The 25,924-nt window shown below is 47.3% G+C and carries 26 protein-coding genes; 12 read left to right on the forward strand and 14 right to left on the reverse strand.

Annotation, left to right across the window (positions count from 1 at the left end; genetic code table 11):
- Window positions 1-192: 192 nt before the first annotated feature.
- The 5 genes from aceE (at window position 193) to FG11_RS07320 (ending at window position 8,344) form a co-directional block, all read left to right on the forward strand.
- Window positions 193-2,865 (forward strand): pyruvate dehydrogenase (acetyl-transferring), homodimeric type, encoded by a 2,673-nt coding sequence (gene aceE / locus FG11_RS07300; protein WP_025224586.1) that lies wholly within the window; start codon window positions 193-195, stop codon window positions 2,863-2,865.
- A 170-nt stretch (window positions 2,866-3,035) separates the two neighbouring features.
- Complete coding sequence (locus FG11_RS07305; RefSeq protein ID WP_036317675.1) at window positions 3,036-3,704, forward strand: hypothetical protein; 669 nt, start codon at window positions 3,036-3,038, stop codon at window positions 3,702-3,704.
- A 124-nt stretch (window positions 3,705-3,828) separates the two neighbouring features.
- On the forward strand, window positions 3,829-5,166 hold the full coding sequence (gene aceF, locus FG11_RS07310; RefSeq protein WP_020182421.1) for a dihydrolipoyllysine-residue acetyltransferase: 1,338 nt from the start codon (window positions 3,829-3,831) through the stop codon (window positions 5,164-5,166).
- An 11-nt stretch (window positions 5,167-5,177) separates the two neighbouring features.
- Window positions 5,178-6,932 carry a dihydrolipoyl dehydrogenase gene (lpdA, locus tag FG11_RS07315; protein WP_047534024.1) on the forward strand — a complete coding sequence of 585 codons (1,755 nt, stop codon included), beginning with the start codon at window positions 5,178-5,180 and terminating at the stop codon, window positions 6,930-6,932.
- A gap of 17 nt (window positions 6,933-6,949) precedes the next feature.
- Complete coding sequence (locus FG11_RS07320) at window positions 6,950-8,344, forward strand: FAD-binding oxidoreductase (protein WP_047534026.1); 1,395 nt, start codon at window positions 6,950-6,952, stop codon at window positions 8,342-8,344.
- A 19-nt stretch (window positions 8,345-8,363) separates the two neighbouring features.
- On the opposite strand, the gene FG11_RS07325 is transcribed toward FG11_RS07320, so the two are convergent.
- The 3 genes from FG11_RS07325 to FG11_RS07335 are packed head-to-tail and all read right to left on the reverse strand — an operon-like array spanning window position 8,364 to window position 10,779.
- Window positions 8,364-9,053, reverse strand: coding sequence for an SPOR domain-containing protein (locus FG11_RS07325; protein ID WP_047534028.1), 690 nt, complete (start codon window positions 9,051-9,053; stop codon window positions 8,364-8,366).
- Window positions 9,050-9,805 (reverse strand): type III pantothenate kinase, encoded by a 756-nt coding sequence (locus tag FG11_RS07330; RefSeq protein WP_047534030.1) that lies wholly within the window; start codon window positions 9,803-9,805, stop codon window positions 9,050-9,052. The genes FG11_RS07325 and FG11_RS07330 overlap by 4 nt, the downstream gene beginning before the upstream one ends.
- Window positions 9,802-10,779: a biotin--[acetyl-CoA-carboxylase] ligase gene (locus FG11_RS07335; RefSeq protein ID WP_047534032.1), complete on the reverse strand. Its 978-nt coding sequence runs from the start codon at window positions 10,777-10,779 to the stop codon at window positions 9,802-9,804. The genes FG11_RS07330 and FG11_RS07335 overlap by 4 nt, the downstream gene beginning before the upstream one ends.
- A gap of 154 nt (window positions 10,780-10,933) precedes the next feature.
- Here FG11_RS07335 and FG11_RS07340 point away from each other — a divergent pair, with 154 nt between their 5' ends.
- The 6 genes from FG11_RS07340 to corA all read left to right on the forward strand — a co-directional run bounded on the left by FG11_RS07340 (window position 10,934) and on the right by corA (window position 15,942).
- Entirely contained in the window at window positions 10,934-12,700 is a 1,767-nt protein-coding gene (locus FG11_RS07340) for a glutamine--tRNA ligase/YqeY domain fusion protein (protein WP_047534033.1), read from the forward strand.
- Window positions 12,700-13,212, forward strand: coding sequence for an AAA family ATPase (locus FG11_RS07345; RefSeq protein ID WP_047534035.1), 513 nt, complete (start codon window positions 12,700-12,702; stop codon window positions 13,210-13,212). Before FG11_RS07340 ends, FG11_RS07345 begins: the two co-directional genes overlap by 1 nt.
- Window positions 13,212-13,388 (forward strand): hypothetical protein, encoded by a 177-nt coding sequence (locus tag FG11_RS13605; protein ID WP_160277144.1) that lies wholly within the window; start codon window positions 13,212-13,214, stop codon window positions 13,386-13,388. Before FG11_RS07345 ends, FG11_RS13605 begins: the two co-directional genes overlap by 1 nt.
- 98 nt (window positions 13,389-13,486) lie before the next feature.
- On the forward strand, window positions 13,487-14,203 hold the full coding sequence (locus FG11_RS07350; protein ID WP_047534037.1) for a hypothetical protein: 717 nt from the start codon (window positions 13,487-13,489) through the stop codon (window positions 14,201-14,203).
- An 8-nt stretch (window positions 14,204-14,211) separates the two neighbouring features.
- Window positions 14,212-14,802 (forward strand): flavin reductase family protein, encoded by a 591-nt coding sequence (locus FG11_RS07355; RefSeq protein WP_047534039.1) that lies wholly within the window; start codon window positions 14,212-14,214, stop codon window positions 14,800-14,802.
- 18 nt (window positions 14,803-14,820) lie between these two features.
- A complete protein-coding gene (gene corA / locus FG11_RS07360; RefSeq protein ID WP_020182431.1) occupies window positions 14,821-15,942 on the forward strand; it encodes a magnesium/cobalt transporter CorA in 1,122 nt (373 codons plus the stop codon).
- Window positions 15,943-15,953: 11 nt separating this feature from the next.
- On the opposite strand, the gene msrA is transcribed toward corA, so the two are convergent.
- Window positions 15,954-16,490: a peptide-methionine (S)-S-oxide reductase MsrA gene (msrA, locus tag FG11_RS07365; protein ID WP_026361761.1), complete on the reverse strand. Its 537-nt coding sequence runs from the start codon at window positions 16,488-16,490 to the stop codon at window positions 15,954-15,956.
- Window positions 16,491-16,582: 92 nt separating this feature from the next.
- Here msrA and FG11_RS07370 point away from each other — a divergent pair, with 92 nt between their 5' ends.
- Window positions 16,583-17,809, forward strand: coding sequence for a DNA polymerase Y family protein (locus FG11_RS07370; RefSeq protein ID WP_047534041.1), 1,227 nt, complete (start codon window positions 16,583-16,585; stop codon window positions 17,807-17,809).
- Between the two features lie 6 nt (window positions 17,810-17,815).
- Here FG11_RS07370 and FG11_RS07375 read toward each other — a convergent pair whose 3' ends face one another.
- From FG11_RS07375 to FG11_RS07420, 10 genes are all read right to left on the reverse strand, one after another.
- Window positions 17,816-18,307 (reverse strand): hypothetical protein, encoded by a 492-nt coding sequence (locus tag FG11_RS07375; RefSeq protein WP_052184974.1) that lies wholly within the window; start codon window positions 18,305-18,307, stop codon window positions 17,816-17,818.
- Between the two features lie 127 nt (window positions 18,308-18,434).
- The gene (locus FG11_RS07380) at window positions 18,435-18,926 is read right to left on the reverse strand and encodes a hypothetical protein (protein WP_047534043.1); all 492 of its coding nucleotides are present in this window, start codon (window positions 18,924-18,926) and stop codon (window positions 18,435-18,437) included.
- Window positions 18,913-19,299, reverse strand: a complete 387-nt coding sequence (locus FG11_RS07385; protein WP_025224601.1) for a type II secretion system protein — start codon at window positions 19,297-19,299, stop codon at window positions 18,913-18,915. The genes FG11_RS07380 and FG11_RS07385 overlap by 14 nt, the downstream gene beginning before the upstream one ends.
- On the reverse strand, window positions 19,293-19,784 hold the full coding sequence (locus FG11_RS07390; RefSeq protein ID WP_047534047.1) for a prepilin-type N-terminal cleavage/methylation domain-containing protein: 492 nt from the start codon (window positions 19,782-19,784) through the stop codon (window positions 19,293-19,295). The genes FG11_RS07385 and FG11_RS07390 overlap by 7 nt, the downstream gene beginning before the upstream one ends.
- A complete protein-coding gene (locus FG11_RS07395; protein ID WP_047534049.1) occupies window positions 19,784-21,736 on the reverse strand; it encodes a type II and III secretion system protein in 1,953 nt (650 codons plus the stop codon). Before FG11_RS07395 ends, FG11_RS07390 begins: the two co-directional genes overlap by 1 nt.
- 54 nt (window positions 21,737-21,790) lie before the next feature.
- Window positions 21,791-22,276, reverse strand: coding sequence for a hypothetical protein (locus tag FG11_RS07400; RefSeq protein WP_047534050.1), 486 nt, complete (start codon window positions 22,274-22,276; stop codon window positions 21,791-21,793).
- Window positions 22,276-22,821 (reverse strand): hypothetical protein, encoded by a 546-nt coding sequence (locus FG11_RS07405; protein WP_052184975.1) that lies wholly within the window; start codon window positions 22,819-22,821, stop codon window positions 22,276-22,278. The genes FG11_RS07400 and FG11_RS07405 overlap by 1 nt, the downstream gene beginning before the upstream one ends.
- Entirely contained in the window at window positions 22,809-23,321 is a 513-nt protein-coding gene (locus tag FG11_RS07410; protein ID WP_160277146.1) for a hypothetical protein, read from the reverse strand. The genes FG11_RS07405 and FG11_RS07410 overlap by 13 nt, the downstream gene beginning before the upstream one ends.
- On the reverse strand, window positions 23,318-24,205 hold the full coding sequence (locus FG11_RS13280) for a hypothetical protein (protein ID WP_052184976.1): 888 nt from the start codon (window positions 24,203-24,205) through the stop codon (window positions 23,318-23,320). Before FG11_RS13280 ends, FG11_RS07410 begins: the two co-directional genes overlap by 4 nt.
- Window positions 24,186-25,919 (reverse strand): type II/IV secretion system protein, encoded by a 1,734-nt coding sequence (locus FG11_RS07420; protein ID WP_052184977.1) that lies wholly within the window; start codon window positions 25,917-25,919, stop codon window positions 24,186-24,188. The genes FG11_RS13280 and FG11_RS07420 overlap by 20 nt, the downstream gene beginning before the upstream one ends.
- Between the last annotated feature and the right edge of the window lie 5 nt (window positions 25,920-25,924).

Consider the following 25,924-nt stretch of genomic DNA (forward strand, 5'->3'; position numbering starts at 1 on the left):
TGTTTTAACTTGACCAAATGGCATAAAAAAGCCACACTAATGCTTAAGAACAACCCAACTCACGTTAAGTAGCTACCCCATTGAACACATTATATGCCTAGCAACAATACTCTTGTTGTAGGCGCTTGTTATAGACGCGCACTATTGCGCCTTGTTTTTAGCGCACAATAGCGCGATGGAGAAATCTCACGCATGGCAACAAACCCGAGTAACAATCACTTACAAGAAACAGATCCGTTAGAAACTCAAGAATGGCTAGACGCACTCACCTCAGTGATTGAAACAGAAGGCACTGAACGTGCACACTTTCTGTTAGAAGCGATGATTGATAAAGCACGACGCTCTGGTAGCAACTTGCCTTACAACGCAACAACCGCCTATGTAAATACCATCCCAACCCATTTACAAGCAAAATTGCCGGGCGATCCGGAAATGGAACGCCGCGTACGTGCGCTGGTACGTTGGAACGCCATCATGACGGTATTGCGCGCCAATGAGAAATCGCCAGGTGTAGGTGGACACATTGCCAGCTTTCAATCTGCTGCTACTTTGTATGACACGGGGTTTAACTATTTCTTCCGCGCTGCCAATGAGAACTTTGGCGGCGATTGCGTCTACTTCCAAGGCCACTCCTCACCAGGCGTATATGCCCGCGCTTTCTTAGAAGGCCGCATTAACGAAGAGCAAATGGATAACTTCCGTCAAGAAACTGGCGGCAACGGCTTATCTAGCTACCCACATCCTTGGCTGATGCCGGATTTCTGGCAATTCCCAACCGTTTCAATGGGCTTAGGGCCATTGGCTGGGATCTATCAAGCACGCTTTTTAAAATACATTCACGACCGCGGTATTGCCGATACCAGCGACCGTAAAGTATGGGTATTCTGTGGTGATGGCGAAATGGACGAGCCTGAGTCATTAGGTGCGATTTCATTGGCTTCACGCGAAAAATTAGACAACCTTATTTTCGTCATTAACTGTAACTTGCAACGCTTGGATGGTCCGGTACGTGGCAACGGTAAAATCATCCAAGAACTGGAGTCCGACTTCCGTGGTTCTGGCTGGAACGTACTCAAAGTGATTTGGGGTTCTTATTGGGACCCACTGTTGGCCATGGATAAAGATGGTCTACTCAAAAAACGCATGGAAGAATGTGTAGACGGCGAGTACCAAAACTTCAAAGCCAAAGGCGGTGCATACACGCGCGAAAACTTCTTTGGCAAATACCCAGAACTGAAAGAAATGGTCGCCGCCATGTCCGATCAAGACATCTGGCGCCTGAATCGTGGCGGTCATGATCCACATAAAGTATTTGCTGCGTATCACGCTGCAGTCAACCATAAAGGCCAGCCTACAGTAATTTTAGCCAAAACCGTCAAAGGCTATGGCATGGGTGACGCAGGTGAGGGTCAAAATACAACCCATCAACAAAAGAGCATGGATATTGAGTCACTCAAAAAATTCCGCGATCGCTTCGACTTACCACTGACTGACGAGCAAGTCGAAAACCTATCATTCTACAAACCAGCAGATGACAGCCCAGAAATGAAGTACATGGCGGAACGCCGTACTGCAATGGGTGGTTTTGTACCGCAACGTCGCCGTAAAGGTAACGAACTTACCGTGCCTGAGCTATCAGCCTTTGAGAACATGCTAGGTGCGACCGGTGAGCGGGAAATCTCGACCACCATGGCGTTTGTGCGTATTTTGTCTACATTGGTACGTGACAAACAAATTGGTAAATATGTGGTGCCAATTGTGCCAGACGAAGCACGTACATTCGGTATGGAAGGTATGTTCCGTCAGCTCGGCATCTATTCATCAGTTGGCCAGCTATATGAGCCAATGGACTCTGACCAAGTCATGTATTACAAAGAGTCTAAAGATGGTCAGATTTTAGAGGAAGGCATCAACGAGGCCGGCTCATTCGCCAGCTGGTTAGCCGCTGCTACGTCTTACAGCGTGACCGGCACACAAATGATTCCGTTCTACATTTACTACTCTATGTTTGGTTTCCAACGTATTGGCGACTTTGCATGGGCAGCAGGTGATAGTCGTGCACGTGGCTTCTTATTAGGCGCAACCGCTGGTCGTACCACATTGAATGGTGAGGGTTTACAGCATGAAGATGGCCATAGCCATTTGATGTCTGCAACGATTCCTAACTGTGTCTCTTACGACCCAACATTCGCCTACGAATTAGCTGTAATTATTCAAGAAGGCTTACGTCGCATGGTACAAAATCAAGAAGATGTGTACTACTACATCACCTTGATGAACGAAAACTACAGCCACCCAGCCATGCCAGAAGGCAGCGCGGAAGGCATTCTCAAAGGCATGTATAGCTTTAGCAAATCCAAAGCCAAAGGCCCTAAAGTGCAATTGATGGGTTCAGGCGTAATTCTGCGTGAAGTGATTGCCGCAGGTGAGTTGCTAGAAAAAGATTGGGGCGTATCGTCTGATATCTGGAGCGTCACCAGCTTTACAGAACTGCGCCGTGAAGGTATCGATGTAGAGCGCTGGAACTTGCTCAACCCGGATCAAAAGCAAAAAACCAGCTATGTTGGCCAGTTACTTGCCAAAGCAGAAGGTCCAGTCATCGCTTCTACTGATTACATGCGTTCATTTGCCGATCAAATTCGTAACTTTGTACCTAATCGCTTTGTGACTTTAGGCACCGATGGTTATGGCCGCTCAGACTCACGCGAAGCCTTGCGTGACTTCTTTGAGGTAGATCGCTACCACGTTGTATTAGCGGCATTAAAAGCATTGGCTGACGATGGCAAATTACCTGCAAGTAAAGCGGCAGAAGCCATTAAGAAATATAACATTAATGTTAACCGCCCCAACCCTGCGACCATTTAACGTAGAGTTTGCGAGTGTCGCGCATCGAAGCAATTCTTGTGCGCGGCAACTTTACGCTACATATGATTGCCCAGAATGATTGAGTGCGCTGCATAGTGCATAAATTGGATCTGTTAATGAATCTGAAACACCGGTTAATACGTAAAAGAAACAAGTACTTGCTATTATTAATGCTAATAATAAATACCTTTAGCATTACCTCAGCATTTGCACAACAAAGCTTATTTAATGTTCCTTCAGTAGAAACGACAGAAAAAAACAAGTACTTTTTTCAAGAGCAGGTGGACTTATTTTCTAAAGGGGTCGCCAACACCACCTTAGACTATGGCTTAGGACAAGGATGGGAAACTGGCCTGACAATCCCTGGCGTCAACTTTTACTCAGGAGACCAAGCCGATCCGATGCTATTAGTGAATGTGCAAAAAGGATTTTATGTAAACGAATCTTGGAAAGTAGGCGTCGGTACGCAAACTGGCTATACCGTGCCATTCCATGATTCCAGCACAGAGTTCGCTACTTTTAACTATTGGAACAATGCCTTTGATTTAAATGATTGGGGCAAATATTACTTAGGCGTCTATTCAGCCAATAAAGCCATTACGGGAAACAGCGCAAATACTAACTTTTTAGCTGGCGTAGAACTGCCTTTTACTCAGAACGTCCACATCATGGCAGATTATATTGGTGGCAAAAATGATATTGGCGCAACCGCTATTGGTCTTGTTTGGTATGCCTCCAAAAAATGGCAATTTTCAGCGGGTGGTCAGTTTTCTAACGACCATCATTCTAAAGACGCCTTCCAAGGCGCTATTGTCGAGTTTACTTTTGTAGAGCAATAAAAGCGTAAAATTCACATGAAAGTTTTATATAATTAAGGGCTATGAAAGCGTAATGACAATGACAGAAAACCTACCCTCCTGTTGCTTTTTAGTCTTACGCTTTTAAAAAATAAAAAGGTACTTTATGAGTTTGAAAGAAATTTTAGTCCCGGATATCGGTAACTTTGACAGCGTGGATGTGATTGAAGTACTGGTCAAAGTGGGCGACACCATTGCAAAAGAAGACTCGCTCATTACTGTAGAGTCTGACAAGGCTTCCATGGACATCCCCTCCTCGCTCGCTGGCGTGGTGAAAGAAGTTAGCATTAAAGTGGGGGACAAAACCAAACAAGGCGCTTTGATTTTAACAGTGGACACCTCGGCGGAAGCCGCGCCAGCGGAGAAACCTGCTGCGCAACCAACCGCAACACCTGTCGTTTCCACTGTCAAAGTGGACGAGAAGCCTGTGGCCATTCCACAGCCTAGCCACCCTGTTGCCGAGCCACCAGCAGTGATCCAACCGAAAGCCACACCTAATCCGGTGGCGGCTTCTAGCGTAGCAGCTGACGGAAAATTGGCACACGCCAGTCCATCTGTGCGTAAATTTGCACGAGAGTTAGGTGTGAATTTAGCGTTAGTCAAAGCCTCTGGCCCTAAACACCGTATTTTACAAGCCGATGTACAAGCCTTTGTGAAAGGCGAGCTTGCCAAACCGCGTACCGAGACCATGGGCAGCGGATTATCCACATTGCCTATGCCTGTGATTGATTTCAGCCAGTTTGGCGAGATTGAAACCAAACCGTTATCACGCATCAAAAAACTATCCGGTGCTAACTTGCATCGTAATTGGGTCACTGCTCCGCATGTGACACAGTTTGACGAGGCTGACATTACCGATTTGGAAGATTTCCGTAAATCCATGTTGGCGGATGCTGAAAAACGTGGCGTGAAATTAACCTTACTTGCTTTCTTGATGAAAGCGGTGGTCAATGCATTACGCACCTACCCTAACTTTAACGCATCACTTTCACCAGAAGGCGATAGCCTGATTTTGAAACAGTATTATCACGTAGGCTTTGCTTGTGATACACCTGATGGTTTAGTGGTACCGGTAGTACGCAATGTCAACCAAAAAGACGTGATGGATATTGCCCGTGATTTAGCAGAGCTCTCTGCCAAAGCGCGCGAGCGCAAACTTAAAGTAGAAGAGATGCAAGGTGGCTGTTTTACTATTTCTAGCTTGGGTGGTATTGGCGGCACCATGTTTACCCCGATTATCAATTGCCCAGAAGTGGCGATTTTGGGTGTGTCTCGTGCGTCTATGCAGCCAGTCTACAATGCAGAAATGAAAGGCTTTGAACCAAGACTGGTCATGCCACTTTCACTCTCTTACGATCACCGTGTGATTGATGGTGCAGATGGGGCGCGCTTTACTAGCCACTTACGTATGATGTTAAGCGACGTTCGCCGTCTCTTGCTCTAACAGGAATTTTCATGAGTAATATTGTAGAAGTTTTAGTACCAGATATTGGTAATTTTGAATCTGTTGATGTCATTGAAGTGCACATCAAAGCGGGTGACACCATCGCCAAAGAAGACTCGCTCATCACCGTAGAGTCAGACAAAGCGTCGATGGACATCCCTTCCTCACATGCAGGGACAGTCAAAGAAGTCAAAATCAATGTCGGCGACAAAGTGGCCAAAGGTACCGTTGTTTTATTATTAGAAGCGGAAGCCGCAGCGAGTGCACCTGCAAAAGCAGAGGCTGCAGCGCCTATTGCGACACCAGCGCAAGTTGCAGCGCCAACACCGGCAGCACCTGCTGGCAATAACGATTTATCTGCCCAAGTGGTCGTGCTGGGCTCAGGCCCCGGCGGTTATACCGCAGCCTTCCGCGCTGCTGATTTAGGCCTAAAAGTGGTCTTGATTGAGCGCTACTCCACATTAGGTGGCGTATGTTTAAACGTAGGCTGTATTCCATCTAAAGCATTGTTACATACGGCAAAAGTCATTACAGAAGCAGAAGAAACTGCACACCACGGTGTCGCCTTTGGTAAACCGAATGTAGATCTAGAGCAATTGCGTAACTGGAAAGCCAATGACGTAGTAGGCAAGCTCACCGGCGGCCTAGCAGCCATGGCTAAACAGCGCGGTGTGACCGTGGTCAATGGCGTGGGCAAGTTCACTAGCTCACATCAAATTGCCGTGACTGCAGCAGATGGCAAAGTGACTACAGTTGGTTTTGAAAACGCCATTATTGCAGCGGGCTCTCAAGCCACGAAATTCCCAGGCGCACCAGAAGATGAGCGCATCATGGACTCCACGGGCGCATTAGCTTTGGCTGATATTCCAAAACGCATGCTTGTCATCGGCGGCGGGATTATCGGCTTAGAAATGGGCACCGTGTACGACGCCCTTGGCACCAAAGTCAGCGTGGTTGAGTTTATGGATGGGCTGATTACCGGCTGTGACCGCGATTTAGTTCGCCCACTGCAAAAGCGCATGGAGAAACGCTTTGAAAGCATCATGCTCTCTACAAAAGTATCTAAAATTGAAGCTAAGTCAGACGGCATTCACGTGAGTTTTGAGGGTGAAGAAGCGCCCAAAGAAACACAAGTATACGACCGTGTGTTGGTTTCCATTGGTCGTCGCCCAAATGGCAAAAATATCGGTGTGGAAAACGCTGGCGTTGCAGTAGATGACCGTGGTTTTATTGCCGTCGATAAGCAAATGCGCACCAACGTATCGCATATCTTTGCGATTGGTGACATTGTTGGTCAACCTATGCTGGCACACAAAGCCACGCACGAAGCCAAAGTAGCGGCGGAAGTGATTGCCGGACACAAAGTAGAATTTATAGCCAGCGTGATTCCAAGCGTGGCTTATACAGACCCAGAAGTGGCTTGGGTAGGGTTAACAGAAACAGAAGCCAAAGCCAAAGGTATCGAGATTGAAAAAGCCAGCTTCCCATGGGCAGCAAGTGGTCGTGCGCTTTCTATTGCGCGAACCGAAGGCACTACCAAGCTAATTTTCGACAAAGAAACCCACCGCGTGATTGGGGCTGGCATTGTCGGCATCAATGCTGGTGAGTTATTGGCCGAAGCAGTATTAGCAATTGAAATGGGTGCGGATGCCCATGATTTAGGCCTGACCATCCATGCGCACCCTACACTTTCCGAGACGATTTGCTTTGCAGCCGAAGTCAAAGAAGGCACCATTACCGATATGTTGCCGCCCAAAAAACGCTGATATTCACTTAGCTAATTATGTCCAATGATCATTTTTCAGCACAGGACTTATTACTAAGCTTAGAAAAGTTACTCCCAGCAGACAGAGTCTTTACTGACCCTGTCGATTGCTTCGCTTACGCATACGACAACTCCCGAAACTACCACAGCCCAATCGCTGTGGTATTTCCGCTTAGTGCAGAAGAAGTCTCTAGCGTTATTCTGTTATGCAATCAGCACCATTTACCTGTAATCCCAAGAGGCCGCGGCACTGGTACAGCCGGTGGTAGCGTGCCAGAGATAGGTGGCGTGGTCATGTCGTTAGAACGCATGACCAACATCCTCAGTGTCGATGGCGATAACCGCATGGCCATTGTTGAGCCCGGCGTGCTTAACCAGACCTTGCAAGATGCCGTGAAATCAGCCGGATTTTTCTGGCCGCCAGACCCTTCCAGCGCCGCGTATTGCAGCATCGGTGGCAACCTCGCCACTTGTGCTGCTGGACCACATGCAGTGAAGTATGGTGTCACACGCGACCACGTATTAGGGCTTAAGGCAGTCACAGGCAAAGGCGATATCATCCGCACTGGTTGCTACACCAGTAAAGGCGTAGTGGGCTATGACTTGACCCGCCTGATTATTGGTTCCGAGGGCACTTTGGCGGTGGTGACAGAAGCCACGCTCAAACTCACCCCACTCCCCAAGCACACTGGCGGCATCACGGCAGAATTTGTGGACACCTACAGTTGTGCTAAAGCCATCGCAGCCATTATGGCGCAGCCGTATACCCCAAGCGCGTTAGAATTTTTGGATAATGGCGCGCTGAACCTGATACGCAACAAACACAAAAACTTACTGCCAGAAAATGCCAAAGCCTATCTGATGATTGAAGTGGATGGCAGCCAACAAGAAATTATTGAAGCGACCGAAGCGATTTTACAAGCCTGCCAAGTCAATGGCCTGATTGAAGCAAAACCCGCGCATGACACCAAAGCGTTGTGGGCTGCGCGTAAAGCACTGTCACCCCTGCTGAAAGACATAGCACCAAAAAAAATCAATGAAGATATTGCAGTGCCAGTATCACACCTGCCTGAATTGCTGACTGGGTTGGAAAAACTGAGCAGCCAGTACCAAATCAGCAACGTCAATTTCGGTCACGCCGGCAATGGCAATATCCATGTGAATTTACTGGTAAACCCCGATAACCCGGAAGAAATGAAACGCGCCTATGCCTGCTTGGACGAGGTGTTTAGTTTAGTACTATCGCTGCAGGGCACGCTCTCTGGCGAGCATGGCGTAGGCATGGCCAAACGCCCATTTGTATCGCGCGAGATTGATGCCGTCACCATGCAGTTGATGAAGCAAGTCAAACTGACGTTTGACCCCAATAACATTCTGAACCCGGGCAAGTTATTCCCGGCAGATAACGCTTAACCAAATAGGCAAAGCCTAGCTAAACACTAGGGCAAGTGGCCTCTTTAATCGCAGTACCGGGAAAGTCAGGCTGATTCTTTTTAAGCTGGCCTAACAAAGTACGGGTCACCCCTTCTAACACTAGCGTAGAATGGCCGTTACCTTGATTGCGTACCGATTTCACGACTTCACGTACGCCACGATGGCGCAAATCGTTCACCAGATTGGTCGCCAATTGCTCATCCCTAAATACGCCGAATGAGATTGCATTACGCCATTTTGGCTCTTGCACCACAAAAAAATCCTCAATCCCCAACGTCTTTAATTCATCTGCTTTTTCTTGTGCAGCGGCATCGTTGGGTAATGGTGGTTTATACACCCAATAACGCACGGCCTCTTGAGATGATTGTTGAATGACTTGATGCTTGATAGATAAAGCGTTGATGACCGTGACTACATCGTTTAATTTTGCTGGCTCAAAAATCCCCCACTCGTAGCATGCAGTAGATTCATTCACAATGACAGCAGGTGCGGTAGAGATTGGCGTTGCAGAAATGGCCTCTTGTCGTTTTGGCATGGCTTCCACCTCTTTTGGTGTGAGCAGTTTCATTTTTTCCGGCAGAATATCCGGTTTGATTACAGAGGGTTGTGGTGGCGCAATGACATCGATATTGAAGTAAATAAAAGCCACTATATTCACTAGTAGCAAAGCCCAAACTAACACTCTCATGCCATTTCTCTTTCCATGCGCATCAATCCACGTAAAACCAAATTATCCACAATAATTGTCTTTTCTGCCAAGTCAGCTGGCAAATGTTTAGCCAACAACTCGGCATCTCCACCACTGAGTAAAATAGCTGGGGCTTGCTGATCAAGCGCCTGTAATAATTGCCACTGCCGCTGAATCACCCCAATCACTGCTGCTAAGCAGCCGGTATGCATCGCATCCTGTGTGTTGGTAGGAAAATCCATCACACTCCCGTCCATCACATTCAGCTGTGCCGTTTTTTCTGCCAATGTATTCAGCATCACACCTACTCCCGGCATAATCACACCACCCATAAAATTAGCGTGGTCAGCAGCTTTAGGCACGCTGAGTGCATCAATGGTCACCGCCGTGCCAGCGTTAATGACTAAGCAGCTCGCTTTTTGTTTATCGTAGGCAGCAATCAGCGATACCCAACGATCCACACCCAACGCTTGGGGGTAATCGTATCCATTACGCACACCACAGGCCTCATGGCTGGTCTGCACCATTGTCACTGGCGCATCTACAGCTTGCATCACTTCGGCTAGTGTTTGCGCCATAGCATCCCCTGCCACGTTGGCAATGCTCACCTTATGCACCACTTCAGCTAAGCTAGCAATTGTAGAACTGGCGACATCTTGATTCAAACAGACGTCAATTTCTGTCAACATGTGGTTATTTTCGGCCAACACCCATTTTGTGCGCGTATTCCCAACATCCACCAGTAAGATCATGATGCACTCCTCAAACTAATTTCACCCGCAGAAAAACGTTGCAAGCCAAACGCGGTTTCCACCAACAAGATACCATCTTCGGCAATCCCCTTCACCGTGCCTTGGGTCTCCACGCCATTGGGCATGAGCATACGCACCGCCTGATGCTGATAGGCATGATGCCGCAACCATTCATCACGCAAACCCAAAAACCCCTGCTGCTCAAACTGCTGTAAGCAATCACTGATATGTTTAAGTGCCAATCCCAGCATCTCGCTTGGGCTAATTGGTGTATCGCGCAAGCTCGCCACATCCGTCGCAGGTTGATCAATACTATTGAGCACGTGTTTAGGTAAGTTTAAATTAATCCCCACGCCAATCACAGCGGCACTAGGCCCTTCCATATCGCCTTGCAGTTCAATCAAAATCCCTGCCAGCTTTTTGCCATTCACTAATACATCATTTGGCCATTTCAATTGCACCTCTGTCAGACCTAATTGATGAAGGGTACGAATCAACGCCACGCCCACCGCCAAACTTAAGCCGGACAATGCAGAAGCGCCGCACTGAAAACGCCACAGCAGCGAGAAGGTTAAGCTAGCCCCCAGCTGCGAAACCCAAGTACGGCCGCGCCTACCTTTGCCCTGTGTTTGCATGTGCGCCGCCACACAAGTTACATGCGCAGCACCTTTGGCCGCTTGCTGCATCAAATAAGTGTTGGTCGAAGCCACCTCATCTAATATCACCACATGAAACCACTCACGCTGCTCACCAATCGCTTGCAACACTTGCGCGTGGTCTAACAACACAACCGGGTGCGGTAGTTTATAGCCACGTCCACGTACTGAAAACAATGTGATCCCCAACGATTGCGCATGCGCCAGTGCATTAAAAATGGTGGCACGCGAGACATTAAAATGCTGCGCCAAGGCCTCTCCCGAATGGAACTGTCCATCGGCCAAGCGCTGTAAAATGGGGAAAGTAAGTTTGCTCATATGGAATGCCTAGCAGTGTAGCACAGCCCTTTTTGTTTATACCCGGCGTGCATTCGGGTAAATTGCTGGCTTCAGCGTTTAATCTATATGCTGATTTTATTTAATGCATGCCTGCATGGGTGTAAAATAATTAAAAATTTAACTAGAAATCATTATGTCAGCAGAAAAAGAAAATATCCCGTCAGGTTCCAATTTTATCCGTGCCATTATCGAAAAAGATTTGGAGCAGCACAAATTTAATCACAAAAAATGGGCAGGTAGCCCAGGTGGTGCTGAACATCAAAAAGCTGGCCAAGTAGATACGGCCAAAATCCGCACGCGCTTTCCGCCAGAGCCCAATGGTTACTTACATATCGGCCATGCCAAAAGTATTTTTTTAAACTTTGGTTTGGCGCGCGATTACGAAGGCATTTGCCATCTACGCTTTGACGATACCAACCCGGAAAAAGAAAGCCAAGAATACGTAGATAGCATCTCCGAGATGGTGAGCTGGCTTGGGTTTGGCTGGGAGAATGGCAAAGAGAATAACCTCTACTTTGCCTCTGATTATTTTGATTTTATGTACCAATCGGCAGAAGCGCTGATTACGCACGGCCATGCCTATGTAGATGCACAAACTGCCGAAGAAATGCGCATCAATCGCGGTTCACTGACTGAAGCTGGCAAAGATTCACCTTACCGCAATCGTAGCGCGGAGGAAAACTTAACACTGTTCCGCGAGATGCGTGACGGCAAGCACCCAGATGGTAGTTTGGTATTGCGCGCAAAAATTGATATGGCATCGCCCAATATCAATATGCGTGACCCAGCCATTTACCGCATTCGCCGTGCGCACCACCACAACACTGGGGATGCATGGTGCATTTACCCCATGTACACCTTTGCGCACCCGATTGAAGATGCCTTGGAACAAATCACACACTCCATCTGTACGCTGGAATTTGAAGACCAACGCCCATTTTATGATTGGCTGATGGAACGCTTGGTGGAAGCAGGTTTGCTCAGCAACCCAGTGCCGCATCAATACGAATTTGCACGCTTAAACCTCACCTACGTGGTACTTTCTAAACGCAAGCTGATTCAACTGGTAGAAGAAAAACACGTGAGCGGCTGGGATGACCCTCGCTTACCTACGCTGGCAGGCGCGCGCCGCCGTGGCTACACGCCAGCAGGGTTTAAGTTATTTACCGACCGCATTGGCGTGAGCAAAGCCGATAGCTGGATTGAATACACCATTTTGGAAGACTGCATGCGTGAGGTGTTGAATATAGACGCCGAGCGCCGCATTGCCGTACTCGACCCGATTAAACTGGTGATTGATAACTATGACGATAATAAGTCTGAAGATTGCTTTGCGCCTAACCACCCACTTAAACCAGAGCTAGGCAAACGCACCATTCAACTATTCAAAGAGTTATGGATAGAGCGCGAAGACTTTATGGAAGTACCGAGCAAAGGCTTTTTCCGACTCACGCCCGATGGCATGGTGCGCTTGCGCTATGGCTATGTGGTGAAATGCACGGGCTGCGAAAAAGACGCACAAGGCAATGTCACTGTGGTGCATTGCGAATACTTGCCCGATACCAAATCAGGCACACCGGGTTCTGATAGCGTGAAAGTTAAAGGCAATATCCATTGGGTGAGCGCCGCGCATGCGTATGAGGCTGACATTAGAATGTACGACCGCTTATTTAAAGAAGCTAATCCCGGCAGTGGCGATAGAGACTTTTTAGATGATATCAATCCAAATTCAGTCACTACCATTCAAGCGCAATTAGAGTTAAGTTTGAAAGACGCTAAACCCGCAGAGAGCTTTCAATTTGAACGCCACGGCTACTTTGTGGCAGATAGAAAAGACAGTGTAGAAGGTAAGCCAGTGTTTAATAGAACAGTGACACTACGGGATACTTGGCAGAAGTAATGAAAAAAATCATCATTATCGCAGGCCCTAACGGTGCTGGTAAAACCACCTTCGCCCGCGAATACCTGCCCAATGAAGCCAACTGCCCTATTTTTATCAATGCTGACCTAATTGCCGCAGGCTTAGCCCCATTTGCACCAGAAACCGCTGCCATTAAAGCTGCAAGATTGATGCTAAAAGAAATTGAATTAAATGTGAAAGCTGGTAATAACTTTGCTTTTGAAACGACGCTTTCTGGCAAAACTTATGCAAAGGACATCGCGGAGTGGAAAAAGCTCGGCTATCACATCACCTTAGTTTTTTTAAGTTTGCCAAACGCAGAGTTTGCAATTCAACGTGTAGCAGCAAGAGTGGCAGCAGGTGGGCATAACATTCTAGAACCCATCATTCGCAGAAGATTCAAAGCTGGTATCGGTAATTTTGATAGAATCTATAAACCACTATCAGACACTTGGGCTTTATACGACAACTCAGGTGAGCAACCTATCTTAATTGAGAGAAAGGATAACTAATGCAAAGTAGCAAAAAAGTCAGCCCCGAATTACTTGGTATAGACCAAGCGCTTCAGCGCGCTGCGGTCAATGCCAAACTACAAGCAGAACGTCAAGGTTTGCCTTACGTGGTATCTCGCGAAGCGAGTACTGGTCAATTTGTGAGTAAAAATAAAAGTGTCACAAAAGCAAAATAAATTTGAGCGCCACGGTTACTTTGTGACTAATAGAAAAGATAGCGTAGCAGGCAAACCAGTGTTTAATAGAACTGTGACGTTAAGGGATGCTTAGTCGAATGACTAAAGCCATATCAATAGGCGTGGCTTTTATTTTAGGAGTGGGCGCCGGATGGATCGTACAGGGTCGGCACTGGGACACTTTTCTTACATCTTACATTCCTGCATTAGCAACACTATTAGCAGCTTTTTATGGTGCTAAATACGCATTTCAATTCCAAAATGACAAAGAGCTAAATGAAATTAAAAGGCGTAACCTTGAACACGTTAACTCAGTAATTTTTGATTTGATGCGAATGGCAAATGCCCTTTTTGTCTATAAGCGAGATTTTATAAATCCGATTAAAAATAGCCCCAATTACTTTATTGAATTGCGCCCATCACAGCCTTTAGAAAAGCTGGTTCATCTAAAGATTGAAGGTTTATATTTTTTACTAGAAACAGAGCACAGAAACCTTGTGGGTGAAATCATAGCTGAGGAGGAGAAGTATAGAAGTGCCATTGATTCGATTAACGCTAGATCTAAATTTCATCTAGAAGAATTCCAACCAGCATTAGAGAAATATGTATTATCCAATCACCATACCGTCGATTCTATAAGAGCCTTAGTTGGTGACCGTATCTATGTCAGCTTAAAAAACTCTAGTGACACCATCATAGACCAAGTGGATGATTACACAATAAGTATTGAAAATATTGGCAATAAACTTACTCAGTGCATCAAACAAATTTACCCAAATGATGTAATCATTAGCTTCAAGCTGCCACGAGAGTAACTTTATACATGCTCGAAAAAATCGCACTCTCTCAAAGCTACCGCCTTCTCAACCACGGCCCCACCACTCTCATCACTTCTTCTCACAATGGTAAGCGCAATATCATGGCAGCGGCTTGGGCATGTGCTTTGGATTTTGACCCACCCAAAGTGACGGTGGTGATTGATAAAAATACCTATACACGTGAATTGATTGAAGCATCTGGCACGTTTGCCATTAACCTACCCTGCGTTGCACAGATTGATTTAGTACAACAGCTTGGCAGCAGCTCTGGCAGGGATTTGCCCGATACCGATAAGTTTACAGTGCACAAATTAACCACCTTTGATGCACAACAGATTGCCGTACCTTTGCTGGAAGGCTGTGTGGCTTGGCTGGAATGCAAAATCATCCCCGAACCGCATAATCAAAATACGTATGATTTATTTATTGCGGAAGTGGTCTCAGCTTATGCGGATAAACGCGTGTTCTCCAACGGGCGTTGGCACTTTGAGGGGGATGACCAAGAAACTTTGGATAAGTTACGCACCATCCACCACGTAGCAGGCGGCGCTTTTTTTGCGACAGGCCAAGCCATACAAGCTGGTCAACCCGATTAATTTTGTTAGGCCATAGGCATGAAAAAAACGCGCGCGAATAAGCTAAAAAAGCTCTCTAAAAAAATTGGCATGCCTCCGGGCAGCCTGATGTACATTGGCGATGAAGATACAAAAGCCATCAAACCCACCATTACCAAAATGGTGTACACCGCTGATGAGTTGGTAGAGTGCCAGTTAGATGCTGCGACATTAGCCAGCTTTAAGCCTGACCCGAATAAAAAGCTGTGGCTGAATATGCATGGCGTGCACGATGCAGAACTCATTAAACAGGTAGGCAAGCTGTTTCAGCTACACCCACTGGTGATGGAAGATATTTTGAACACCGAGCAGCGCCCGAAACTGGATGAGTTTGAGGATTATCTGTTTTTGGAAACCCGCCATTTTCATTACGATAAAGAGGCAATGGCGGTGAACTCCGAGCAAATCAGCATGATACTAAGCAAAAATGTGTTGCTCACCTTTCAAGAGCGCCCTACCGGTGCATTTGAGCCTGTGCGTGAGCGTTTGCGCACCAGCAAATCGCAAATCCGCACTTTGGGCGTCGATTACCTGGCCTATGCTTTGTTAGATAGCGTGGTGGATAGGTACTTTCATGTGCTGGAGGATGTGAGTGAGGCCAGCGAGCATTTGGAGCAACAAATTCTGACCAAGCCGAGCAATACTGATTTACAAAACATTCACCAATTGAAGCATGTAAGTATTGAATTGCGACGTGCCGTGTGGCCGCTGAGAGAGGTGGTGAATGGTTTGATTCGCAATGAAAAGAACTTGTTTAATCAGGCAACCCTGCCGTATCTGCGCGATGTGTATGACCATACCATCAGTTTTATTGAGGCACTGGAATCGATACGCGATTCACTGGTGGGATTGATGGATATTTATATGGCCAGCATGAGCCAGCGTGTAAACCTTGAATTACGCGCACTGACAGTAGTGACCATGCTATTTATGCCAGCCACGCTAATTACCGGCATATTTGGGATGAACTTTGACAATATGCCGTTTATTAAAGACAAAGATGGCTTTTGGTTTGCCATTGGCATTATGCTGATTATTGCCTTTTTGATGCTGCTGATTTTCTGGCGCCGGCAATGGGTAAACCGTAGCATTTTCTCTGCCGATGACGTGAACAACCGTTAAAGAAACCGACACTACTTAAGCCACTGCGCGTATTTTTGGCGTATTTTGGCCGCCTTAGGCGCAGCCACTGCCACACAGTATGGCTGCGTAGGGTTTTTGGCAAAGTAATACTGGTGATAATCTTCTGCCGGATAAAACGTGGTGGCGGGCACCACTTCCGTCACAATCGGCGCGCTGTATACATGCGCTTCATCAAACTCTTGAATAATCTGTAATGCACTTTCACGCTGCGCTTCATCCAAATAAAAAATCGCCGAACGATATTGGGTACCTACATCTGCGCCTTGACGGTTAGGTGTGGTGGGGTCATGCGCCACCAAGAACACCTCCACCAATTGCCCGTAGCTGATCTCCGCCGCGTTAAAGTGAATTTGTATGCCTTCTGCATGGCCGGTATCGCCATTACAAATGGTTTTGTAGGTCGGGTTAGGTGTGTGGCCACCAATATAGCCAGAAACCACTTTGCTAACGCCTTTTAGCTGTGTGAATACGGGTTCTGTGCACCAGAAACAACCCCCGGCAAAAATAGCAATTTGTTCGTTACGCATATCCATTTACCCTTTAAAATAAATAACTCAATTCCATATTGCTTAGTCTGTTTTGTAGTCAAATCATTGCATATCTTTTTAAAATAATTAGCATGACCTTAAACGCCCTGTATGTCGATTTCAACTCTTATTTTGCTTCTGTAGAACAGCAGCTCCGACCAGAGCTGCGCGGTAAACCTATTGGCGTATTGGCAGTGCTGGCAGAAACCACCTGCTGTATTGCCGCCAGCAATGAAGCCAAGGCCTTTGGCGTTAAAACTGGCACGATGGTGCGTGATGCACGTAAGTTATGCAAAGACATTATTTTTGTGGAGGCACGCCCGCCGTTGTATGTGGAGCTTCACCACAAACTGATTGCAATAGTGGAAAGCTGCACACATGTAGAAAAAGTGTTATCGATTGATGAAATGGTGTGCAAACTAACTGGCAGCCAAAAAGTAACAGAAAACGCACTTGCGCTTGCCACCAAAATAAAGCGCGCAGTTTATAAGCAATATCCTTACATTCTGTGCTCTATTGGCATTGCGCCCAATACATTCTTAGCCAAAACTGCATCTAATATGCAAAAGCCTAATGGTTGTGTGGTGATTGAAGCGAGTGACATTCCCCATAAGCTATACCCGCTTAAATTGCGCAGCTTAAATGGCATTGGCCGCCAAATGGAAGAACGGCTCCAGCGCTACAAAATCCATACGGTGGAGCAACTATATGCACTGAACCGCGACCAATTGCGTAGTGCTTGGGGCAGTATTGAAGGCGAGCGTTATTACGATAAGCTCCGCGGCATAGAGCCTTACTACGTAAAAAATGCGCGCAGCAGCTTAGGCCATTCTCACGTATTGCCGCCAGAACAGCGCAATATTGCGGGCGCGAAGGCGGTATTACACCGCTTATTGCAAAAAGCCGCTATGCGCATGCGTAGCTATGCCCTACTGACGACACGCATGAGTGTCAAAGTAAAGTTTAGAGATCACCCTAGCTTTTATGGCGAAAGCGGCATCTCCGCAACCGATAACACCTTATCACTCATACAATCTTTAGAAACCTTATGGCAGCGCTACCCGCAGCACCTGACAGAGCCAGTGGCGGTAGAGGTGAGTTTTAGCGGGCTATCTAACACCAACGAAGCCGCTTACGATTTATTTGCGGAAAAGCCTGCAGAGACAGAGACGAAGTTAAACAAAGCCATGGATATGCTCAACTTGAAGTATGGGAAAAACACCGTGTATTTTGCGGGCGCGCATCAGGCGCTGAAAAGCGCACCCATGCGCATTGCGTTCAACCATATCCCCGATGTGGTGGTTGAGGATGACGAGTAGCCTTATTTAATTGCAGCGACTGAGTGGCTCTGTATCTTTACCGCGGCTCAAATCATCGTTCACTCTACGCATGCTCAAGTCTTTGGAATAATCACCTCGTGTTAGCTCTGCCGTACGCTTGCCAAAAGACAAATCTGCGGTGTGAGCACCGCGCGATAGGTCATCTCTTTTTTTGCTGAACACCAAGTCTTGCGTATAAGCCCCACGGCTCAATACATCATCATAGCGGCGCATGGATAAATCAGGAGAATACTGCCCATGTGTCAGCGGCACATTGATTTTACTAAAGGTTAAATCATCACGCCGATGACTCGTACTGAGCTCGTCTGTTTTACGGCCCATAGATAAATCATCCAGTACGCGGTTATAGCTAAGGTTGTCTTGCGGACATTTGCTATTGTGCGATGTGCATGCAACACAGGCCTGTAAGTCTGCATCGCCAGCATTTGCAAGCGGCTGTAGCAGTATACTTAAACAAAAAAACGTGATGACTCTCATCCGCTTATCTCCAGTGAGCGATAGTTGACTATACCGCGCACTTTTCGCAATTTCAAGTTTATCTCTGTTTAACACCTTGGTTAAGTGATTCGCTGTTGTACTTTAGCTGCTGCCCTAGAGTGCTGTCCTAGGGCACAGCAATCGCTTCCGGGATGTATGCAAAATACCATTCGCCATAATATTTTTTATTATTCAGATGGCGCAGATGTGGGCGAAATCCGGCAATTTTAAAAGGTGGTTTATCTGACAAACTATATACGCCCATGATGCCGCCACTCGGTGCTTCCACAATACCCCAACCTTCGCGTTGGGTAATCGGGTCTGTATATAGCTTGCGTATATGTTTTCTAGAGGTGGGGAAACGGTTGTCGGATAACAAAGCTTCCAGATTGGGCGGATATTCTTTAATCACACTGGGGCTTTGGTTGTAGTAGCGCCCAATGGCCAACCGATAGGCCTCCCCTATCCGGATAAGCTCCTGCTCTCTTTCTCGTTGTACAGCATCACGCCACTTTACGCCGGCTTGTGCCAGCGCAATACCACTCATCATAATCAACAGCAGCAGGCCAATTAAAATAAACCCACTGGCTTGGTCTAGCGCTGGCTTACCATGTTGCATAGGCAGTACCGTCTTCTGCAATCTCGGCCGAGCCACTATAAATATCCGCTACAGCCCCCTGCTCATTTGGATCCGCCGGCGGCGTAATGATCCAAGTTAAGTTGCTATCGGTGATAGGGTCTGGCGGGATACTCCGCAGATATTTGTATTGCACTAACTCTTCTAGTGTATTGGGGTAGGTATTTCTATCGCTGTAAAACTTATCAATCGCTTCACGCATGGTATTCAAATCGTGCTTGAGTGTCGTTTCTTTAGATTGCGTTAAGTAATGAAAAAAGCGTGGCGACACCACACTTAATAACGTGGCAATAATGGCCAGCACGACTAAAATCTCGACCAAGGTAAATGCTTTAAGTTGTTTTTTTCTTACCATGTGTTATACGGCTGCTGATTAATACCCAACTGTGCTGAGCGTGAAGAAATATCATAGACATCTGTGGCAAGTTCGCCTTGTGTACCATCGTAGGCGCGCACCAGCCAGGTTTCCTCATTCGAGATTTCTGGGTCCTCTGCAAAGGGGTCTCTTGGAATACGTCGCAAAAAAACCAACTTTTTCTTGGCTGGATCCTGACTGTTTTCAACCCCATTGGCCAATGCACGCAGCGTAGGCGGATAACCATTGTCGTTCTGGTTTTTTTTGATCAAACCGTCATCCGCTGCCTGCTTGTAAGCGTCAATCGCATCCCGCATTTGCCACAACATTCTACGTAACTCCTGCTCTTTTTGTCGCTTAGCATTGATCTGCACCATAGGGGTTGCCGCCGACACCAATAACGCCAGCAAGGCCAACGCCACCAGCAGTTCCACCAAGGTAAACCCTTGATAACGGTGCGATTGATGTCTAAGGTATAGCATCATTATGGGTTAACTGGCGTGGTAGAAACGGGCGGATTAAATAACTGATTGGCAAAATCCGCATCGGTTCTAGCTTGCCCGGATTGTGTGGTTTGTGGTGTGGCGACAGGTGGTGGAGTGACCTCTACGCCAACCACAGCTGGTCTGGCCGAGTTCACGGTTGCGCTATGGTTCACACCAGAAGGGAATAAAGTATAGGTAGCGCTTGCCGGTAAAATATTGTGCAAAATCCGTGGCGTAATCAGCAGCACTATCTCGTTCTTGCGCTTGTCATTGCTATCGTTACTGAACAACTTACCAATAATAGGCAAGCTGCCTAAACCGGGTAACTTTCTTTTGGTTTTTTGCTCATCATCACGAAATAAGCCCGCCAGTATCTGTGTCTCATTATTTTTCAATTGCAGGGTAGTATTGGCGTTGCGACTACCTATGGTATAAGCCAGCACGCCGTTATCGGTTCTCACTTGGTCGGTGATATTGCTGACCTCCATGCCCACTTTAATGCTGACCTGATCTTGCAGTTGCACCACAGGCTCTACATCTAGCTTAATGCCCACCTCAATGTAATTGACCGTTTGCGACACGAAGCCCTGTGCATTGGCAATACTGGTCAGCACCGGTATTTTGTCACCCACATGAATTTTTGCCCTGTCACGATTTTTAACGCGAATCTTTGGGCTGGCGAGCAAATTGGTGTCGGTATCTTGATGCAATAAATTCAGCACGATGGCGGGGTCGTTCACCGAGAACACGCCAAAATCCCCATTAAAATGACGCAACTCCGTCAGCGTTAATTTGCCAGCCTGAGGGATGACGCCGCCAGCATTGCCAATGGCATTGCCTTGTACACCTAATCCAATCTGGCTTGGATATTGGATGCCCAGCTGCTCCAGATTACGGCGATTAATTTCCATCACCTCTACTTCCAGCATCACTTCCGGCTCGTTCAAATCTTGCGAAGCAATCAGCTTTTCGGCAACCTTTACATTGTCCAATGTATCGCGCATCACTAGCGTATTCAGCTTTTCATCGATATACACATCTTTGGCCTTCAGCACCGTTTTGACCAAATTCAGCGCGCGTTTGGCATCCATATTGGCCAGATAAAAACTCCGCACAAATAGCTCTTCGTACTCTTGTGCGCGACTCAGTGGATAAATGAGCAAAGTATTTGCGTTTAATATTTTTTTACCTAACTGATGGCTGGTTAACATCACGTCAATCGCATCTTCAATCGGCGTATCACGTAAGAACAGGTTGACGCGTATCGCCTCGCTCAGCTCTTGATCGTACGAAAAATTGAGATTGCCTGCTTTGCCGATATATTCAAATGCATTTTTAATGGGTGTGTTTTTCAACTCCAGCGAGATCGTCTTTTTAAACGATGACTGCATGTTAGGCGCCACGCTATGCTTACGGCTTTTATTTTGTTCCAGCTGCTCATAAAGCGCTTTTGCCTCTTGGTGCAAAGAATTTTCTGCCAAAATCGTACGTAACAAATAGTCAGCCTTGGACATATCATGAGCAGTGAAAGCAGCCTGCGCGCTACTCAACAAGGTGGCATGCTGATGGGCTAAACGTGTTTTCTGCAACCCTTCTGACGCGGCTTTGCTGGTAGGGTATTGTGCTAAGGCTTGCTGATAAGCCGCTTCCGCTTCTGTATATTGTTGCGCGGCATACAAAGTATCTGCGCGTTGAATCACTGCGGTCTCTTGCTTATCTTGCAAAATTTTGAGCCAGTTTTTATACTGAGGATTATCCGGGTTCTGCGCTACCAGCGTCGTCAAGTCTTGCACGGCCAGATCGTAACTGCCCTGTGCAATTAAACGTTTAACACCCTCGAACTGCGCATCGGGCTGCTGTACCCGCGGCATATCCGCACAACTGACTAACAACAACCCCATTGCAACTACTGCATATTTATTCATTAAAATGCTACTCCACTGTTTGATCATTCATGTGTGATCACTCATTTGCCTAAATGCTAATTCGCCCGAATACTAGTTTGCTCAATTGCCTAAAGACTCATTTACCAATTTAAGTGTGTGCTGTATTTTTCCGTTCTGCAGCACAAGCAAACTTTCTGTCAAACGACGGACTTTCCAACCGTTCGCAAAGTGATCTCCTTCGCGTAACGAAAACTGGTTGGTGCCATCGGTTAAAAACACTACCCACTGTCTACCATCCAATACCCGGCCATCATAAGTGTATGGATTCACTGGTTCCGGAATGCTCACTGGCGCAGCAGCTGTATCCATTTGCATGATCAGTGGGCTAAACAAATCCACCGGTGGCGAGGTGTCAGCCTGACGTAACAAGGGCTGGGGGCGCTGGGTGTCCTGCGCTGTTAATACCGTTGGTACTTTGTGAGCCAATACCACATGAGTTGACCTAACATCGGCAACCGGAGAAGCCTCCTGCTCTTGTCGATCAGCCCACCAGCAGGCAACCAATGTCAGTGCCAACCCCACCCAAACCATCAATTGTCTGGGCATTACGGCTGACCCTTACGCAAATAGAGGGTGAACTCAATTTGCGATTCCACTTGGTCACGCGTTGCATCTTCGCGCTGCAATTTAAGCTCGGTCAGCGCCAGACTGGGGTACGCATTGAGTAATGTGTTTAAAAATTGACGAATCTGAATGTAGTTACCTTTTAAAGGCAGCTTGATGTGTTGCACCACCAAATGCGCGTCATCGACTGGAATAGACTTAAACTCAGCATGTTCAAATACCATGCCGAGGCTATCCGCCGACCGTAGTATTTGTGCGCTGATTGCATCTGCCTGACGTTCATCCGGTAGCAGGTTATAAAATTTCTGCGTCAGCGCTGATGGCTTCTCTTTTGCCGTACTAGGCGCTAATGTTGGCAGTGGCTGGCTCAGTTCGCTTTGGAGCTTGGTATGGCTTTGTAACGCTACCAGCACAAATATCAACACTACAACAGCGGCAAAAAGCATGCCGATGCCCAATTTGGTGTAAGTGTCCGTGTAACGGATTTTGTAGATGGCCGATTGTAGCTTTAGCGCTAAATATCCCATAAGGCCTCCACTTCAAAAGCAACCACTGGCATCCCATTCAAATGGGTGGATTCACTCGACTTTAGCTTCACTTCTTTCATCATGCCGAGTTGGCGCAGCCCTTCCATATAAGCCCAAATGGCTTCACGGTTGGTGGCCAAGAGCCTCAATTGAATGAGTTTTCTTTTCCACTGCGGGTCAAGCGACATCAGCCTAATATCGTCTCTATGTATGGATTCCATGCCTTTGAGCAACCCCGACCAAGGCAGAATAATATGGAGAATGGCTTGCTGTGCAGCTGCGCTCTCAGGCTTATGCATCACCACCTCAGCTGCGGATACTTTCTGCCGCAACTGATCGGCACGTAGTGTTAATCTTGCTTGGAGCATGTCGTTTTCGGCCAGTATTTTCTGCTGCCAAACCAACGCCATCAATAAAGCAAGCAGACCTAAAGTTAATACCATATAGCCGCCTGGCGTCGCTTGATTGCTGCGAATGTGATTGAGTTCGAGCATGTTCATAGCGCACGACTTACTAATGAAGTTTGTGGATAACGGGGTGATACCGCCTGTGGTGGATGCAAGTCAATCACGCGGTATTGCGGAAGCTTGATGTTGCTTGCTACTTCAACATTGCTATCAACAAACACCGGCATGTTTGCTCTGTCTGGCGCGATGACAGACTCCCGGACAATCCACTTTTCTATCTGAATCGCAGCGGATGACTCCATGGGCATGCTATGCACAGCACGCCATATACCAGCCTCCATGCGCGCAATGGTGAAGCGTGTAGGCTCAAGGCAAACAATCCACCCATGTGCTGGCAAACGATGTTGATGCATATGCGCCAACGCTTTATTGGCAGTGAGCATCAATTGCGGATACACCGCCTGGAGCGGCATGTTGGCTTTAGCAAATGCACTTTCCAGCCCACTCAACAAGGTCTGGTGGATTGCGCTGGCTAATGCAGGCTGTCTGTAGCCCGCGTGATGCGCTGTCATATGCCAATCTGCACTGGCATCGCCATAACTTTGCCCAAACAAGTGCGTCATGTACGCCTGCATTTCTGGCTTAGTGTTGATGGCATCACTCCAAGGGATCACCAGATAGCGGCTAAACAGGTTAGCTAAAATTACAACCGGCACCACTGGCTTACCTTGGTATTTTTCCAAAATGCTTTCAAGCGCAGCAAAGAGCGTTGGAGATGCCTCCATACTTTCCACTGGGTTTAATAAATCCAGCTGTTCGTGGGCCACAGTCTCCGGTTTAAACCCTTGCAGTATCGATCGTTTGATCAGGAACACTTCAATGGAGTCAACGGACAGCACCACTCTGAGCTCTGGCCTGAATAGCATGGCAAGGTTAGCCGGGCAATTAAGAAATAGATCAGACCAAGGAAGTAACACGGTTCATCTCCTGTAGTGTGGTTTCGCCAGCCTTCACCATATCCATACCCGCTTCACGCATGCTGCGTGTACCATTGGTTCTAGCCATTTCCTTCAACTTGCTAATCGGTTCTTTAGCAACAATCAGCTCACGAATTTTGTCGTTAAAACATAACAGCTCGGCAATCCCTTTACGTCCTTTGTAGCCGCTGCCGTGGCACTGCCCACAACCCTGCCCTTTTTTAAATTGAAAATGGCGCACAGCATCAGGGTCTAATCCTGATTTTCTGAGTAATAGTTCGTCCGGCTGATCATCTACTTTGCAGTGCGGGCAAATCACTCTGACCAAGCGCTGCGCCAATATGCCGTTAATGGCGGAGACAAAGCTATAGGCATCTACCCCCATATTGGTAAAACGCCCAATCACATCAAATACATTATTGGCATGCACGGTGGTCAGCACCAAGTGGCCAGTCAAAGCCGATTGCACTGCGATTTGTGCAGTTTCACCATCGCGAATCTCGCCGACCATAATTTTGTCAGGATCGTGACGCAAGATTGAGCGCAGCCCGCGCGCAAAGGTAAGCCCTTTTTTCTCGTTGACGGGAATTTGCAGCACACCGGGCAATTGATACTCCACCGGGTCTTCAATGGTGATGATCTTGTCTTGCCCGCTGTTGATTTCAGAAATAATGCCGTAGAGCGTGGTGGTTTTTCCGCTACCGGTTGGGCCAGTGACTAACAACATGCCATAAGGCTCTTCGGCCAATGTACGGATGCTTTCCAGCATATGGGGTGCAAATCCTAGTACATCTAAGCTCAAGCCTTGTGCCTCATCACTCAAGGCTTTTCTGTCGAGGACACGTAATACGGCGTCTTCCCCAAATATGCTGGGCATAATCGATACGCGTAAGTCAATTTCACGCGGCTTACTATCACCCAGCTTGGCCTGCACCTTAAAGCGCCCATCTTGTGGAATACGGCGCTCAGCAATGTCGAGTTCCGACATCACCTTGATTCTGGAAATCGCCTGTTCGGCTTGCGTTAAGCCAGCAATGCCGCCAACCTCAGTCAACACGCCATCAATGCGGTATTTCACCTGTAGCCCCTGCGGGCTGGTTTCTAGATGGATATCACTGGCGCCTGCTTTCAGCGCATCGTAAAGGGTTGAGCGTACAAACTTGACAACTGGGCTAGTGTCTTCGCTAATGGATTTTAAGGAGAGCTCTTCGATAGATTCTCCATCTTCGCTTTGTGTTGCATGCACGTGCGCGACATTATCCAGCGCACGCATAGTGATTTCATGATGCTGCAAATAAGCGGTAATGTCGTCAGTATGTGCCAGCGCCCAACGTACAGGCTGTTTGATATAGGCATCTAGCTGCGTGGGTAGTAATGCATCAAATGGGTCGGCACATACAATAGTGAGTACACCATCTTGCGCACTCAGCAGAACACAATGCAATCGGCTAGCCTCAGTAAACGGCAAGAGGTTAAACTGCGGTTGCAGCGCATGCAAATCAAGCGCAGCAAGTACCGGATATTGCATCAGCCTGCCCAGCGCACGGACAAAACCATCGGCTGGTAAACCGCTTTGTTCCTCTAATACATTTAATAGCGGCCTACCGGTTTCACCCGCCATCCTCCGTGCATCTTGTAACTGCTGTGCAGTAATAGCGGCAGTCTCATCCTGCACGGCTACATGGGGGAAAGCCACCACTTGCGCAGAAGGCATTGGCT

This window comes from Methylotenera sp. N17, assembly GCF_000799155.1.
Lineage (GTDB): Bacteria > Pseudomonadota > Gammaproteobacteria > Burkholderiales > Methylophilaceae > Methylophilus.

Coding starts and splice junctions, on each gene's coding strand:
- aceE (WP_025224586.1), top strand. CDS start 193: ATGGCAACAAACCCGAGTAACAATCACTTACAAGAAACAGATCCGTTA.
- FG11_RS07305 (WP_036317675.1), top strand. CDS start 3,036: ATGCTAATAATAAATACCTTTAGCATTACCTCAGCATTTGCACAACAA.
- aceF (WP_020182421.1), top strand. CDS start 3,829: ATGAGTTTGAAAGAAATTTTAGTCCCGGATATCGGTAACTTTGACAGC.
- lpdA (WP_047534024.1), top strand. CDS start 5,178: ATGAGTAATATTGTAGAAGTTTTAGTACCAGATATTGGTAATTTTGAA.
- FG11_RS07320 (WP_047534026.1), top strand. CDS start 6,950: ATGTCCAATGATCATTTTTCAGCACAGGACTTATTACTAAGCTTAGAA.
- FG11_RS07325 (WP_047534028.1), bottom strand. CDS start 9,053: ATGAGAGTGTTAGTTTGGGCTTTGCTACTAGTGAATATAGTGGCTTTT.
- FG11_RS07330 (WP_047534030.1), bottom strand. CDS start 9,805: ATGATCTTACTGGTGGATGTTGGGAATACGCGCACAAAATGGGTGTTG.
- FG11_RS07335 (WP_047534032.1), bottom strand. CDS start 10,779: ATGAGCAAACTTACTTTCCCCATTTTACAGCGCTTGGCCGATGGACAG.
- FG11_RS07340 (WP_047534033.1), top strand. CDS start 10,934: ATGTCAGCAGAAAAAGAAAATATCCCGTCAGGTTCCAATTTTATCCGT.
- FG11_RS07345 (WP_047534035.1), top strand. CDS start 12,700: ATGAAAAAAATCATCATTATCGCAGGCCCTAACGGTGCTGGTAAAACC.
- FG11_RS13605 (WP_160277144.1), top strand. CDS start 13,212: ATGCAAAGTAGCAAAAAAGTCAGCCCCGAATTACTTGGTATAGACCAA.
- FG11_RS07350 (WP_047534037.1), top strand. CDS start 13,487: ATGACTAAAGCCATATCAATAGGCGTGGCTTTTATTTTAGGAGTGGGC.
- FG11_RS07355 (WP_047534039.1), top strand. CDS start 14,212: ATGCTCGAAAAAATCGCACTCTCTCAAAGCTACCGCCTTCTCAACCAC.
- corA (WP_020182431.1), top strand. CDS start 14,821: ATGAAAAAAACGCGCGCGAATAAGCTAAAAAAGCTCTCTAAAAAAATT.
- msrA (WP_026361761.1), bottom strand. CDS start 16,490: ATGCGTAACGAACAAATTGCTATTTTTGCCGGGGGTTGTTTCTGGTGC.
- FG11_RS07370 (WP_047534041.1), top strand. CDS start 16,583: ATGACCTTAAACGCCCTGTATGTCGATTTCAACTCTTATTTTGCTTCT.
- FG11_RS07375 (WP_052184974.1), bottom strand. CDS start 18,307: ATGAGAGTCATCACGTTTTTTTGTTTAAGTATACTGCTACAGCCGCTT.
- FG11_RS07380 (WP_047534043.1), bottom strand. CDS start 18,926: ATGCAACATGGTAAGCCAGCGCTAGACCAAGCCAGTGGGTTTATTTTA.
- FG11_RS07385 (WP_025224601.1), bottom strand. CDS start 19,299: ATGGTAAGAAAAAAACAACTTAAAGCATTTACCTTGGTCGAGATTTTA.
- FG11_RS07390 (WP_047534047.1), bottom strand. CDS start 19,784: ATGATGCTATACCTTAGACATCAATCGCACCGTTATCAAGGGTTTACC.
- FG11_RS07395 (WP_047534049.1), bottom strand. CDS start 21,736: ATGATCAAACAGTGGAGTAGCATTTTAATGAATAAATATGCAGTAGTT.
- FG11_RS07400 (WP_047534050.1), bottom strand. CDS start 22,276: ATGCCCAGACAATTGATGGTTTGGGTGGGGTTGGCACTGACATTGGTT.
- FG11_RS07405 (WP_052184975.1), bottom strand. CDS start 22,821: ATGGGATATTTAGCGCTAAAGCTACAATCGGCCATCTACAAAATCCGT.
- FG11_RS07410 (WP_160277146.1), bottom strand. CDS start 23,321: ATGAACATGCTCGAACTCAATCACATTCGCAGCAATCAAGCGACGCCA.
- FG11_RS07420 (WP_052184977.1), bottom strand. CDS start 25,919: ATGCCTTCTGCGCAAGTGGTGGCTTTCCCCCATGTAGCCGTGCAGGAT.